Here is a 12,852-nt window from a genome sequence, read left to right as displayed (position 1 = left end):
GCGTGGCGACGTCCTGGACCGGGGGCTACGCGGCTACCTCGCCCACCTGCGTGTCGAACGCGGGCTGAGCCCCCACACCCTGAGTGCCTACGAGCGCGACCTCGGCCGTTACCTGCGTTACCTGAGAAGCGCCGGCATCTCAGCCCCGCAGGAGGTGAGCCGCAATGACGTGGCTGGTTTCCTCGAGGTCCTGCGCACCGGATCCGACGGCGCCCGCCCGCTGGCGTCGTCGTCGGCATCCAGAACCGTGACCGCAGTGCGTGGCTGGCACAAGTTCCTCATGGCCGAGGGCACCACCTCCCAGGATCCCTCGGCCACCGTGCGCCCTCCCCAACCCGGAAGACGCCTGCCCAAGGCCCTGGGCATTGAGGAGGTCCGTCTCCTCCTGGAGGCCGCAGGCGTCGATGACTCTCCGGTGAGTCTGCGCGATCGGGCCCTGCTCGAGGTCCTCTATGCCACTGGCGCCCGCATCTCCGAGGCGGTGGGTCTCGTCGTCGACGACCTCGACACCGACTCCCGGCTGCTGCGGCTGTTCGGCAAAGGACGCAAGGAACGCGTGGTTCCCATGGGGGCCTACGCCTGGGAGGCGCTGGACGCCTACCTGGTGCGAGGCCGACCGGTCCTGGCCGAGAAGGGCAGGGGAGTGCCGCAGGTCTTCCTCAACACCCTGGGCAGGCCCCTGAGCCGGCAGAGTGCCTGGGCCGTCCTGCGGCAGGCCGCTGAACGGGCCGGGCTCATCGGGGTGGACTCCGCCGACGAGCGGCGCATCTCCCCCCACACCCTGCGCCACTCCTTCGCCACGCATCTGCTGGCAGGAGGGGCCGACGTCCGTGTCGTCCAGGAGATGCTCGGACACGCCTCGGTCACCACCACCCAGATCTACACGAAGGTCACCGTTGACCACCTGCGGGAGGTCTACGCCACCAGTCACCCGCGGGCGCTGGCCTGATCAACGAGCGCATCACCGCAGGTCGTGCTCCCGGTTCTCAGTGTGGGAAGCCTGGGTGCGCACCGGGCTACGCCTGAAAGCAGGGACCTGCCTGGGCTGTTCTCTGGCGTGTCCTGTCTGAACTGGGCGATGTCGGTCGGCTTTCGACTAGGCTGGATGACGTGAATGACTCCATCCAGCCAGGCCTGATCGACAACCCCGGCACCGAAGAGAGCGAGGAGAAGGACTTCCCCGTTCCCGCGCCGCTGGAGTCGCACGGACCCGCTCGGGTCATCTCCATGTGCAACCAGAAGGGCGGCGTCGGAAAGACCACGACGACGATCAACCTCGGAGCGGCTCTGGCCGAGCTGGGGCGCAGGGTCCTTATCGTCGACTTCGACCCCCAGGGAGCGGCATCGGCCGGCCTGGGCATCAACGCCCATGAGCTCGACTCCACCATCTATGACCTGCTCGTCGCCAGTCGTCCGGACATTCGCACGGTCATCCACGAGACCACGGTGGAGGGTCTGGACATCGTCCCGGCCAACATCGACCTGTCCGCCGCAGAGGTCCAGCTCGTCAACGAGGTCGCCCGCGAGCAGGCCCTCAAGCGGGTGCTGCGTCCAGTGCTCGACGAGTACGACGTGATCCTCGTGGACTGCCAGCCCTCGCTCGGGCTGCTGACCATCAACGCCCTGACGGCCTCCCACGGCGTCATCATCCCGCTGGAGACCGAGTTCTTCGCCCTGCGCGGGGTGGCGCTCCTGGTGGAGACCGTCGAGCGGGTCAAGGACCGTCTCAACGCCACCCTGGAGATCGACGGCATCCTCGCCACCATGGTGGACTCCCGTACCCTGCACTCACGAGAGGTGCTCGAGCGCCTGGAGCAGGCCTTCGGTGAGCAGCTCTTCGACACGCGCATCCGGCGCACGATCAAGTTCCCGGACGCCTCCGTGGCCAATGAGCCGATCACCAGCTACGCGCCCTCCCACCCCGGCGCGGACGCCTACCGCCGGCTTGCCCGCGAGGTCATCGCCCGCGGCGATGTCGCCTGAGCCGGAGGAGCAGGGGCCGCCCCGGCTGCCCGGATTCAGTGTCACGCTGCCCCAGTTCGAGGGGCCCTTCGACCTGCTTCTGAGCCTCATCGCCCGCAAAAGGCTGGACGTCACCGAGCTGGCGCTGGCCGAGGTGACCGATGACTTCATCGCCCACATGCGCTCGGACTGGGACCTGGGGCGCGCATCGGAGTTCATCGTCGTGGCCTCCACCCTCCTGGCTCTCAAGGCACACCGCCTTCTGCCTCATGACGAGGATGAGGAGGAGCCCGACCTCGAGCTGCTCGAGGCCCGTGACCTGCTCTTCGCCCGGCTCCTGCAGTACCGGGCCTTCAAAGAGGCCGCAGCGGCCTTCCGTCACCGGGCGGAGACCTCCGCACGCAGCCACCCTCGCATCGTCGCCCTGGAACCGCATCTGGCGGCGTTACTGCCCAGGCTCGTGGCCACCATCACTCCAGAGGAGCTGACGCGGCTGGCGGTCGGAGCCTTCACCCGTCCCACGGATCCAGGTGTCCAGACCGTCCACCTTCACGAGCGGGTACCGGTCGGGGAACAGCTGAACCTCATCGCCCTCAGGCTGCGCCGTCACGGAACCCTGACCTTCGCCCAGATCATTGAGGACGCCGAGCGTACCGCCGTCGTGGTGGCTCGGTTCCTGGCTCTGCTCATTCTCCACCGGCAGGGCAGCGCTGAGCTGGACCAGCCCGAGGCCATGGGCGAGATCACCGTGACCTGGTGCGGCGGCCAGGACGATCTGACCGGCATGATGACCTCCAAGAACCTCACTGAGCTCGAGGAGGAATTCGCATGAGCGAGGCCGCAGAGCCTCAGCTGCGCAGCGCCGCTGAGGCCATCCTCATTGTTGCCGATGAACCGGTGACCACCACTGCGATCGCCGAGGCCCTCGGCGTCGAGGAGAGCGTCTGCGAGGAGCTGCTCGAGGGCCTGGCTGCCGAGTACCGGGGAGAGGCGCCCGGCACCCGGCCTCACGGATTCCTTCTGCGACGTGCGGCGGGCGGGTGGCGCTTCGCCTCCGTGCCCGAGCACGCCGACCTCGTCGAGCAGTTCATCATCGGTGGCGCCACCGCACGGTTGAGCCAGGCCGCTCTGGAGACACTGGCCGTCGTCGCCTACCGGCAGCCGGTCACTCGGGGGCGCGTCGCGGAGATCCGTGGTGTCAATGTCGACGGTGTCATGCGCACCCTGCACGCCCGCGGCCTCATCGAGGAGGCCGGCGCCGAGACCTCCGGTGCGATCCTGTACCGGACCACGGGAGAGTTCCTGGAGTACCTGGGAATCGACTCCCTGGACGAGCTGCCACCCTTGGCTCCCTACCTTCCCCGTGCTGAGGCACTGGGGGAGATCGTCGAACAGGCCGATGAGATGGCCGGTAGGAGGACCCCATGACCCCGAGGAACCGCCACGCCCGAACCGAGTCCGTACCCCACAGCGACTTCGGGGCGCAGGAGTTCTACGACGAGGACGATCTCGAGGAACTGGACGAGAAGACCGACGCCGCCGACCTGGCCGCCTTCGACGCCGAGGCCATCGACGAGGACGAGGAGTCCCATCTGCTCGCCATGCGTGAGCGCGCCACCAAGGGCGGCCAGGACGACCCGCACGTCGCCTCCGGACAGCGGCTGCAGAAGGTCCTCGCCCACGCAGGAGTCGCCTCACGCCGCGCCTGCGAGCAGCTCATCGCCAACGGCCGCGTCAGCATCGACGGCATCACCGTCACCGAGGTTGGCGTCAGGGTGAACCCGCTGACACAGGAGATCCGTGTCGACGGCAGCCGGATCCTTACCAACCCCGAGCTCATCACTCTCATGCTCCACAAGCCGGCCGGGGTCGTCACCACTATGGAGGACCCCGAGGGCCGTCCGACCGTGGCCCAGTACGGACGCGACTACCTGGCCGAGCACCCCGAGCTTCCCGACTCACTGCGCCTGGTTCACGTCGGCCGCCTCGACACCGAGACCGAGGGGCTGCTTCTGCTGTCCAACGACGGCGAGCTCTCCCACAGGCTCATGCACCCCAGCTTCGAGATCGCCAAGACCTATGTTGCCATCGTCGAGGGACAGGTCGAGCCCTGGGTCCCACGCAAGCTGCGGCGGGGCATCGAGCTGGAGGACGGTGAGGCCAAGGCGGACCGAGTCACCGTCAAGGACTCCGGACCACGTGGCTCCATCGTCGAGATCACTCTCCACTCCGGCAAGAACCGTATCGTGCGGCGCATGCTGGACGCCGTTGGCCACCCTGTGACGCGTCTGGCGCGCACCAGGCTGGGACCTCTGCGGCTGGGTAACCTGCGCCCCGGTGAGACCCGCACCCTCACCGGCGAGGAGATCGCCGCGCTGCAGCAGGAGGTCGGTCTGTGAACACTCCCGAGCCGCTGACGTCGGTGTCCACGCGTGGGCCGGTACTCATCGTTGGTACAGGACTGCTGGGAACCTCGCTCGCCCTGGCGCTGCGGGCGGCGGGTGTCGAGGTGCAGCTCTCCGACACCTCACCCACGTCCCTGGCCCTGGCCCGAGACATGGGGGCGGGAACGCTCCACGGGAAGGACAGTTCCGAGCCGCGGGTCATCGTCGTGGCCACGCCCCCCGACGTGACCGCCGACGTCGTCGTCGCGCAGCTGAGTGCCCACCCGAATGCGGTGGTCACTGACGTCGCCTCGGTCAAGGAACGGGTCGTCGCCGAGGTTCGGGCCCGTGCGGGAGCGCAGGCGCGCAGGTACGTCGGCTCCCACCCGATGGCGGGTCGGGAGCGCTCGGGTGCCGGCGCCGCTGACTCCGACCTCTTCGCCGGGCGCCCCTGGGTGGTGGTTGGTCAGGACTCGGATCCGCAGGCGGAGCTGGTCATCAGGAATCTGGCGGTCGATGTGGGCGCCAGCCCGGTGCGCATGGGTGCGGTGGAGCACGATGCCGCCGTCGCCGCCGTGTCCCACATGCCCCAGCTCGTCTCCTCGCTCGTGGCCGCTCGCCTGGAGGAGCTGGGGGAGGGGGCCCTGGCCCTGTCGGGGCAAGGACTTCGTGACGTCACGCGGATCGCTGCCTCGGACCCCAGGTTGTGGTCCGCCATCATCGTGGGTAATGCGGGGCCCGTGACCGACCTGCTGCGCCGGATCAGTGATGATCTCAGTGCTCTGATCACGGGGATCGAGGCGGCCACCCGCGATCCGGACGGCCCGGAGCACACAGGCCCGGGAGCGGCGCGTGTTGCCGCTCCCGGGGCCGTCGGTGCGGTCACCGACCTCATGACCCGGGGAAACGTCGGCCGAGCGCGGATCCCCGGTAAGCACGGTGGGGCGCCGCGCCGCTACACCGAGGTCCAGGTGCTGGTACCCGACGCCGCCGGCGAGCTGGGCAGGCTCTTGTCCGACGTTGGAGCCGCCGGTGTCAACATCGAGGACTTCTCCCTGGAGCACTCGGCCGGGCAGAGCGCCGGCATCGCCCTCATCTCCGTCCTGCCGGCGGTCGCTCAACGGCTGGAGGAGGCGCTGGACACCCAGGGCTGGCGCGTCGTCGCTGGCTGAAGCCGGTTAATCCGTTGGTGGTGAGGCCTGCCTGTGTCAGTACTCATGGGGGTCTGATCCGCAGTATCGCGCTGGAGTGTGGGACGCTTGGCCCAGTTCATCACCGGAATCGGACCCTGATGGAGGGCACCATGGGAATCGTCGTTGCGATCGACGGACCAAGCGGATCGGGCAAGTCCACCGTCTCCCGGCGCGTCGCCGCCGAGCTGGGACTGGCCTACCTGGACACCGGTGCCATGTACCGGGCCGCCGCCTGGTGGTGCGAGCACGAGGGCGTCGACCTGGACGATGGGGCCGCCGCCGCCGAGGCCGTCGCCGCGATGCCGCTGCACATGGGTCTGGATCCCGAGCACCCCACCTTCACCGTGGACGGAACGGATGTATCGACCGCGATCCGCGACCCGCACATCGCCACAGTCGTCTCCAAGGTCGCCACCAACCTCGAGGTGCGCGCCGAGCTGGCGCGCCGCCAGCGCGAGATCATCCGCTTCGAGGCGACCGGGCACACTGGGGCCTTCTCCGAGGGCGCCGGCATCGTGGCCGAGGGGCGGGACATCACCACCGTCATAGCGCCGGACGCCGATGCCCGTCTGCTGGTGACCGCCTCGGAGGAGGCCCGTCTGGCACGCCGCGCCGGGGACCTGGAGGCCGCAGGCGAGCAGATCGACGCCGCAGCCCTGCGCGACCAGGTGGTGCGCCGCGACCGTGATGACGCCACGGTCTCCCAGTTCCTCACCGCACCCGAGGGCGTCACCCTGGTGGACACCTCGGAGATGACCCTGGAGCAGTCCGTCGAACGGGTCCTGGACCTGGTGGAGGAGGCCGCTGACGCCGCTGCCCAGCGGGACGCCGAGGAGGACCTGCGGGCCCAGGCCATGCGCGCCGGACTGGCCGACTACGAGCTCGATGAGGAGGACCTCGCCCTCCTGGAGGCCGACGGGGGCCTGCCCACCGGTGACAGCGTCGAGCCCGGACTGCCGGTCCTGGCCGTCGTCGGCCGGCCCAACGTGGGCAAGTCGACGCTGGTCAACCGGGTCCTGGGGCGTCGCGAGGCCGTCGTCCAGGACACCCCCGGTGTCACCCGCGACCGGGTCTCCTACCCGGCGGAGTGGGCCGGGCGCCGCTTCACCATCGTCGACACCGGCGGCTGGGAGGTGGACGTGGCCGGCCTCGACGCCGCCGTGGCCACCCAGGCCGAGGTCGCCGTCGAGATGGCCGACGCCGTCCTGCTCGTCGTCGACGCCCAGGTCGGCATCACCGAGACCGACGCCCGCGTGGTGCGGATGCTGCGTCGCAGCGGCAAGCCGGTGGTCCTGGCCGCCAACAAGGTCGACTCCCCGGCGCAGGAGGGGGACGCCGCTGCTCTGTGGAACCTGGGGTTGGGCGAGCCCTTCCCGGTCTCGGCCCTGCACGGCCGGGGTAGCGGCGAAGTCCTCGACGCCGTCATGGAGATCCTCCCGGAGGTCTCCGCCGTGGCCTCTGCGGCGCCGGAGGGGGACCTGCACCGCATCGCCCTCGTGGGGCGGCCCAATGTCGGCAAGTCCTCGCTGCTGAACTCCATCGCGGGAAGGGAACGCGTCGTCGTCAACGAGATCGCGGGCACCACCCGTGACCCGGTCGACGAGATCATTGAGCTCGACGGGCGTCAGTGGGTCTTCGTCGACACCGCAGGGATCCGCCGGCGCGTCAAGCAGTCACGGGGCGCCGACTACTACGCGGTGCTGCGCACGCAGGGCGCCATCGACAAGGCCGAGGTCGCCGTCGTCCTCCTGGACGCCTCCGAGCCGATCAGTGAGCAGGACGTACGCGTCGTCCAGCAGGCCGTCGACGCCGGCCGCGCCCTGGTGCTGGTCAACAACAAGTGGGACCTGGTGGACGAGGAGCGTCAGAAGATGCTTCTGTGGGAGGTCGAGCACGACCTGGCCCACGTCTCCTGGGCCCCCCACATCAACCTGGCCGCCCGGACCGGATGGCACACCAACCGGCTCGTGCGCGCCCTCGACGCCGCCCTGGAGGGCTGGACCACACGTGTGCCCACGGGCCGGCTCAACGGATTCCTGGGCCAGCTGCAGTCGGCCACCCCGCACCCGGTGCGCGGCGGCAAGCAGCCCCGCATCCTCTTCGCCACCCAGGTTCAGGTGGCCCCGCCCCGGATCGTCATCTTCACTACCGGTTTCCTCGACGCCGGATACCGGCGCTTCATCGAGCGCCGCCTGCGCGAGGAGTTCGGCTTCACAGGCACCCCCATCCAGATCGGGGTGCGCGTACGCGAGAAGCGTCAACGGCGCTGAGCCCCAGAGGCGTTCAGTCGCCGGCAGCGGTCTGCTCCTTGGCCCACGCGGTAACACGGGCGGCGCTCTCCTCCTCGGACAGGTCCTCGACCCGGGTCATGATCGACCACCGCACGCCGAAGGGATCGCGAATGGAGGCGAACCTGTCCCCGGACACGAAGGTGTCGGGCGACTCCAGCAAGGTCGCTCCGGCGGCAGTGGCTCGCTCAACGGCGGTGTCGACATCCGGGCAGTACAGGCCGATCGAGTAGCTGACCGGCTCCTCCGGCGGAGTCGCAACCAGGCCGGACAAGGCAGATGGTTCACCGATCTGGAGCCTCCCGTGACCGAAGTCGAGCTCCGCGTGGACGATCGACCCCTCCATCTCCACACTGTCCACGATGCGCGCCCCGAGGACGTCACGGTAGAACCGAAGCGCCCGGTCGGCGCCGTCAATGGCTAGAAACGGCGTGATGCTGGTGAATCCGTGCGGAGTCCCGTCAGTCGTGTACTGTCCAGTGGCCCCGGAAACGTTGTGTGTAGTCATGCCAACGACTGTAGGAACGATGGAGGTGCCTCCGCTTGAAGATCCGCGACAGTTCCGGAAAGGTGAGGAGCCGTGCCCGAGACGACCGCTGATCAACGGGGGATCCTCTACCCCTCCAGGCTTCCGACCTTTCATCGCGAGCCTGTCTCCGAGGCACTGGCCGACCGCGTCCGCTGGATCTGGATTCCGCGTTGGAACCTGCCTGCAGGACAACGAGATCGGCAGGAAGTGCTCCCGTTCCCCGCCTGTAATCTCGTTGTCGAGCCGGATGGGATCACCTTGCACGGCCCGACGACGAGTATCTCCTATCGCGAGCTGGAAGGTCGGGGCTGGGCCGTCGGGGCCCTTCTCAGGCCGGCGGGGGCGGGTGCACTGTGCTCGCCGTCCCTGATTCGGAACTCCCATCGCTTGCTGGAGGACCCTGACCTGAGCGCCGCGGTCGCCGGTGCTATGGCAGATATGAACACGACGACGGGCGGACAACGTGCCGCCAGTGCGCTGGCGGCCTGGGTTGCGCAGCATGCTGGGCCGCCACAAGCGACGGCGCTCATAGCCAACAAGATGGAGGATGTCGTCGCCTCCGACAGAAGCGTTCTGCGTGTCGATCAGCTGGCGAGACGTCTCGATCTTTCCATCCGAAGTCTGCAACGCCTGTGTGAGAAGTACATCGGCCTGCCCCCACTCGCCGTGATCAGACGCTATCGGCTTCAGGAGGCGGCGCAGCGGCTCCGGGAGGATCCGTCCGTCACCGTTGCACAGGTGGCCGCCGAGCTCGACTACGCGGACCACGCCCACCTGACCGCCGACTTCCGACGCGTTCTGGGCTTCTCACCGAGCCAGTACCGACAGCAGACCATGAGCGATCGTCAGGTACTCAGTGACCGGTAGCGGGCTCGAGCCTCGGGGGAGCTCTGCTTGATGGCGTCATGCCGTATCAGGACTCCATGAGGACGGGAACGGTTGGCGCCCGACAGTGGCGCGCGGCTGTGACACCCATAGACTGTAGCCATGCTGAATCCGGTTGATCCCACCACCACGCCCGCCTGGAAGCGCCTCACCGAGCTCCACGACACCATGACCCCGGACCTGCGCGCCTGGTTCGCCGACGATCCCGAGCGCGCCGAGCGCTTCTCCTACGAGCTGGGAGACCTCTACGTCGACCTGTCCAAGAATCTGCTGACCGACGACGTTCGCGACGCCCTGGCCGAGCTGGCCGAGCAGGTGGACGTCCCGGGCCGCCGCGGCGCCATGTACGCCGGCGAGCACATCAACATCACCGAGGACCGCGCCGTTCTCCACACGGCCCTGCGCCGACCGGCCACCGACTCCCTGACCGTGGACGGGCAGGACGTCGTCGCCGACGTCCACGAGGTCCTGGAGAAGATCTACGCCTTCGCCCGCCGGGTGCGCTCGGGGGAGTGGACCGGCATCACCGGCAAGCCCATCAAGACGGTGGTCAACATCGGCATCGGCGGCTCCGACCTCGGCCCTGTCATGGTCTACGAGGCCCTCAAGCCCTACGTGCAGAAGGGCCTTAAGTGCCGATTCATCTCCAACATCGACCCCACCGACTGCGCCGAGAAGGTCGCGGACCTCGATCCGGAGACGACCCTGTTCATCATCGCCTCCAAGACCTTCACCACCCTGGAGACCCTCACCAACGCCCGCATGGCCCGCGACTGGTTCCTGGCCGCCCTCCAGGCCAAGGGCATCGAGACCGATGGCGCCATCGCCAAGCACTTCGTGGCCGTGTCCACCGCCCTGGACAAGGTCGCCGAGTTCGGCATCGACCCGGCCAACGCCTTCGGGTTCTGGAACTGGGTGGGCGGGCGCTACTCGGTGGACTCGGCCGTCGGCACAGTGCTGGCGGTGGCCATCGGCCCGGAGAACTTCGCCGACTTCCTCTCCGGATTCCACACCGTCGACGAGCACTTCGCCACCAAGGCTCCGGCCGAGAACGTCCCCATGCTCATGGGCCTGCTCAACGTCTGGTACGTCAACTTCTTCAAGGCCGGCTCCCATGCCGTTTTGCCCTACGCCCAGTACCTGCACCGTTTCCCCGCCTACCTCCAGCAGCTCACCATGGAGTCCAACGGCAAGTCCGTGCGCTGGGACGGCAGCCCCGTGACCACTGAGACCGGCGAGGTCTTCTGGGGCGAGCCGGGCACCAACGGCCAGCACGCCTTCTATCAGCTCATTCACCAGGGCACCCAGCTCATCCCCGCGGACTTCATCGCCGTGGCCAACCCCGCTCACCCCACCAAGGACGGGGGAGTGGACGTCCACGAGCTGTTCCTGTCCAACTACCTGGCCCAGACCGCAGCGCTCGCCTTCGGCAAGACCGCCGACGAGGTACGTGCCGAGGGCACCGCCGAGGAGATCGTCCCGGCCCGCGTCTTCGCCGGCAACAAGCCGACCACCTCGATCCTCGCCCCGGCGCTGACGCCCGCGGTCGTCGGAGAGCTCATCGCCCTCTACGAGCACATCACCTTCACCCAGGGCATCGTGTGGGGCATCGACTCCTTCGACCAGTGGGGGGTCGAGCTCGGCAAGAAGCTGGCCCTCGAGATCGCCCCCGCCGTCCAGGGGGACGAGGAGGCCCTTTCAGGACAGGACGCCTCCACCCGCGGCCTCATCACCCGCTACCGCAGCCTGCGTCGCTAGCCCGATGCGTCACCGCAGCCACTCAGCGGCGGAGCCGTATGCAGAAGAACCGCACGTCCACGTGCGTACGGCAGGCACAGCGGATGCGCCATGCATCGGAAGGCTCCTGTTCGACTTCAACACCGAGTTCGACGCTCCGACTCCCTCCGTGCAGGAGCTCACCAGCAGGTTCCAGACGATGCTGACTCGTCAGGATGTTCTGGTCCTCCTGGCCGAGGACAGCAGTGCTGACCAGCCACGAGCAGTGGGCTTCGCGTACCTGACACTGCGTCCAACCCCATACAGCGATGGGCCGGTCGCCGAGTTGGAGGACCTCTATGTGCAGCCCGAATGCCGCAGCCGCGGCATCGGTTCCCGGCTGCTGGGGCAGGCACGCGAGCAGGTGCGACTGTGCTCCGCGCTCGAGATGCGTCTCGGCGTCGACGAGGCCGACACCGATGCCCGTCGCTTCTATGAGCGGCACGGTTTTCGGAACGTGGAGCCCGGCGAGGCCAGCCGAATGCTCTGTTATGTCAGCGATCCACAACCTTTGAGGAGGACATGATGAAGGAAGTCAGCGTCGATGAGCTGCGTCGTCGGCTTGATGCGGGGGAGGACTTGGTGGTCCTTGACGTACGTGAGCCCGACGAGGTCGCGCGCACGGCGATCCCCGGTTCAGTCAACATCCCGCTGGGGCAGGTGGTCGACCGGATGGGAGAGCTCGATGCGGCCCGGCCCACCGCGGTGATCTGCGCCGGTGGAGTGCGCTCCGCCAAGGCGGTCGAGGCCCTGATTGCTGCCGGCTACGCCGGCGAACTGGTCAACGTCAGTGGCGGCATGAAGGCGTGGCTGGGCCAGTAACCCGGTGGACGACCTCCCGGAACGGCCTCGGACTCACCGGTTCGGGGCCGTCCCGCATGTTTCAGCCTTGCCTCCGTGAACGCCTGAGCAGCTCTGCGACCGTGCGCAGGACACCGTCGTCGGTATTGGAGGGTGCCGTGTAGGCCGCTGCGGCATGGATGCCGGGGTGGGCGTTGCGCATGGCGAAGCCCAGGTCCGCGTGCTCGTAGAGATCCAGGTCGTTGAGGTAGTCGCCGAAGACGGCCGTCTGCTCCGGAAGGATCCCGAGCCTGACCTGAAGCGCCGCCAGGGCGCGCCCTTTCGAGGCCCGAGCCGACATCATGTCCGTCCAGTGCATCCCGGAGACGACGGTCTGCACGTGCGGGACCGCTGCGGTCAGTGCCTGGGAACTACCGTTCTCGACGTCGTCGAAGTCGAAGACCGCGACCTTGAGCACCTCGTCCAGCGGGATGGAGGAGAGGTCTTCGACGATCTCCAGTGCCTCGTAGTACAACCTGGTCTGTTCCAGGAAGGCCGCATCGGAGCGCTCGATGTAGGCGCAGTGCTTGCAGGCCACAACAGCGCCGACGTCGTAACCGGAGCTGGCCAGGTGACGGGTCGTGGTGATGGCGGCCTCGGCATCCCGGGCACTGATGGTGTTGGAATGAATCTCCTCACTGCCATGGACGACGAAGGAGCCGTTCTCAGCGATGAGTGGTGAGTCGTCAACAGCGGCTCCCAGGACTGCACGCAGGTTGGCCAGCTGCCTGCCCGAGGCGGGGGCGAAGACGACGCCGGCGTCTCGCATGTCCGCCACTGCCTCGATCAGCCCGGTGGGAACGCGCCCCTGACCATCAATGAGGGTTCCATCCATGTCGGTGACGACGAGGCGTAGATCGATCTCCGCGGGCAGCGGCGCGAGGAGCTCTGGCTCAAGGGGAAGACGCTTCACGGTCTCATCCTCTCAAGGATGACGCCTCGTTGGGGGTAACGGCGGTAGAGCAGTACCGAAGTAAAGACGGGCGCTTGCTGGT

Annotated in this window: 13 protein-coding genes; 11 read left to right on the top strand and 2 right to left on the bottom strand. The window is 68.2% G+C overall.

Features of this window, described 5'->3' with window-relative positions; all coding sequences use genetic code 11:
* Positions 1-13 precede the first annotated feature (13 nt).
* The 7 genes from BKH28_RS03870 to der all read left to right on the top strand — a co-directional run bounded on the left by BKH28_RS03870 (position 14) and on the right by der (position 7,809).
* Entirely contained in the window at positions 14-949 is a 936-nt protein-coding gene (locus BKH28_RS03870) for a site-specific tyrosine recombinase XerD (protein WP_081380026.1), read from the top strand.
* A 161-nt stretch (positions 950-1,110) separates the two neighbouring features.
* Complete coding sequence (locus tag BKH28_RS03865; protein ID WP_075417565.1) at positions 1,111-1,983, top strand: ParA family protein; 873 nt, start codon at positions 1,111-1,113, stop codon at positions 1,981-1,983.
* Positions 1,973-2,794 (top strand): segregation and condensation protein A, encoded by an 822-nt coding sequence (locus BKH28_RS03860; protein WP_075417564.1) that lies wholly within the window; start codon positions 1,973-1,975, stop codon positions 2,792-2,794. The genes BKH28_RS03865 and BKH28_RS03860 overlap by 11 nt, the downstream gene beginning before the upstream one ends.
* Positions 2,791-3,390: an SMC-Scp complex subunit ScpB gene (gene scpB, locus BKH28_RS03855; RefSeq protein WP_075417563.1), complete on the top strand. Its 600-nt coding sequence runs from the start codon at positions 2,791-2,793 to the stop codon at positions 3,388-3,390. The genes BKH28_RS03860 and scpB overlap by 4 nt, the downstream gene beginning before the upstream one ends.
* Positions 3,387-4,361 carry a pseudouridine synthase gene (locus tag BKH28_RS03850; protein ID WP_075417562.1) on the top strand — a complete coding sequence of 325 codons (975 nt, stop codon included), beginning with the start codon at positions 3,387-3,389 and terminating at the stop codon, positions 4,359-4,361. Before scpB ends, BKH28_RS03850 begins: the two co-directional genes overlap by 4 nt.
* Positions 4,358-5,518, top strand: a complete 1,161-nt coding sequence (locus BKH28_RS03845) for a prephenate dehydrogenase (RefSeq protein ID WP_075417561.1) — start codon at positions 4,358-4,360, stop codon at positions 5,516-5,518. Before BKH28_RS03850 ends, BKH28_RS03845 begins: the two co-directional genes overlap by 4 nt.
* Before the next feature lie 131 nt (positions 5,519-5,649).
* Positions 5,650-7,809: a bifunctional cytidylate kinase/GTPase Der gene (gene der / locus BKH28_RS03840; protein ID WP_075417636.1), complete on the top strand. Its 2,160-nt coding sequence runs from the start codon at positions 5,650-5,652 to the stop codon at positions 7,807-7,809.
* Positions 7,810-7,822: 13 nt separating this feature from the next.
* Here der and BKH28_RS03835 read toward each other — a convergent pair whose 3' ends face one another.
* Positions 7,823-8,335: a VOC family protein gene (locus BKH28_RS03835; protein WP_075417560.1), complete on the bottom strand. Its 513-nt coding sequence runs from the start codon at positions 8,333-8,335 to the stop codon at positions 7,823-7,825.
* A 72-nt stretch (positions 8,336-8,407) separates the two neighbouring features.
* On the opposite strand from BKH28_RS03835, the gene BKH28_RS03830 reads away from it, so the two are divergent.
* The 4 genes from BKH28_RS03830 to BKH28_RS03815 all read left to right on the top strand — a co-directional run bounded on the left by BKH28_RS03830 (position 8,408) and on the right by BKH28_RS03815 (position 11,839).
* Positions 8,408-9,223 carry a helix-turn-helix domain-containing protein gene (locus BKH28_RS03830; RefSeq protein WP_010615181.1) on the top strand — a complete coding sequence of 272 codons (816 nt, stop codon included), beginning with the start codon at positions 8,408-8,410 and terminating at the stop codon, positions 9,221-9,223.
* Positions 9,224-9,343: 120 nt separating this feature from the next.
* Positions 9,344-10,999, top strand: a complete 1,656-nt coding sequence (pgi, locus tag BKH28_RS03825; protein WP_075417559.1) for a glucose-6-phosphate isomerase — start codon at positions 9,344-9,346, stop codon at positions 10,997-10,999.
* A gap of 4 nt (positions 11,000-11,003) precedes the next feature.
* On the top strand, positions 11,004-11,543 hold the full coding sequence (locus BKH28_RS03820; RefSeq protein ID WP_075417558.1) for a GNAT family N-acetyltransferase: 540 nt from the start codon (positions 11,004-11,006) through the stop codon (positions 11,541-11,543).
* Positions 11,543-11,839, top strand: a complete 297-nt coding sequence (locus tag BKH28_RS03815) for a rhodanese-like domain-containing protein (protein WP_256695465.1) — start codon at positions 11,543-11,545, stop codon at positions 11,837-11,839. Before BKH28_RS03820 ends, BKH28_RS03815 begins: the two co-directional genes overlap by 1 nt.
* A gap of 61 nt (positions 11,840-11,900) precedes the next feature.
* Here BKH28_RS03815 and BKH28_RS03810 read toward each other — a convergent pair whose 3' ends face one another.
* Positions 11,901-12,770 (bottom strand): HAD family hydrolase, encoded by an 870-nt coding sequence (locus BKH28_RS03810; RefSeq protein WP_075417556.1) that lies wholly within the window; start codon positions 12,768-12,770, stop codon positions 11,901-11,903.
* Positions 12,771-12,852 lie beyond the last annotated feature (82 nt).

Origin of the sequence: Actinomyces oris (assembly GCF_001937665.1) — a bacterium.
In the GTDB taxonomy this organism is placed as follows: domain Bacteria; phylum Actinomycetota; class Actinomycetes; order Actinomycetales; family Actinomycetaceae; genus Actinomyces; species Actinomyces stomatis.
The sequence above is the reverse complement of the archived record's forward strand: the minus strand, read 5'-3'. Positions and strand labels throughout refer to the sequence as shown.

Coding starts and splice junctions, on each gene's coding strand:
- pgi (WP_075417559.1), top strand. CDS start 9,344: ATGCTGAATCCGGTTGATCCCACCACCACGCCCGCCTGGAAGCGCCTC.
- der (WP_075417636.1), top strand. CDS start 5,650: ATGGGAATCGTCGTTGCGATCGACGGACCAAGCGGATCGGGCAAGTCC.
- BKH28_RS03820 (WP_075417558.1), top strand. CDS start 11,004: ATGCGTCACCGCAGCCACTCAGCGGCGGAGCCGTATGCAGAAGAACCG.
- BKH28_RS03835 (WP_075417560.1), bottom strand. CDS start 8,335: ATGACTACACACAACGTTTCCGGGGCCACTGGACAGTACACGACTGAC.
- BKH28_RS03850 (WP_075417562.1), top strand. CDS start 3,387: ATGACCCCGAGGAACCGCCACGCCCGAACCGAGTCCGTACCCCACAGC.
- scpB (WP_075417563.1), top strand. CDS start 2,791: ATGAGCGAGGCCGCAGAGCCTCAGCTGCGCAGCGCCGCTGAGGCCATC.
- BKH28_RS03860 (WP_075417564.1), top strand. CDS start 1,973: ATGTCGCCTGAGCCGGAGGAGCAGGGGCCGCCCCGGCTGCCCGGATTC.
- BKH28_RS03815 (WP_256695465.1), top strand. CDS start 11,543: ATGAAGGAAGTCAGCGTCGATGAGCTGCGTCGTCGGCTTGATGCGGGG.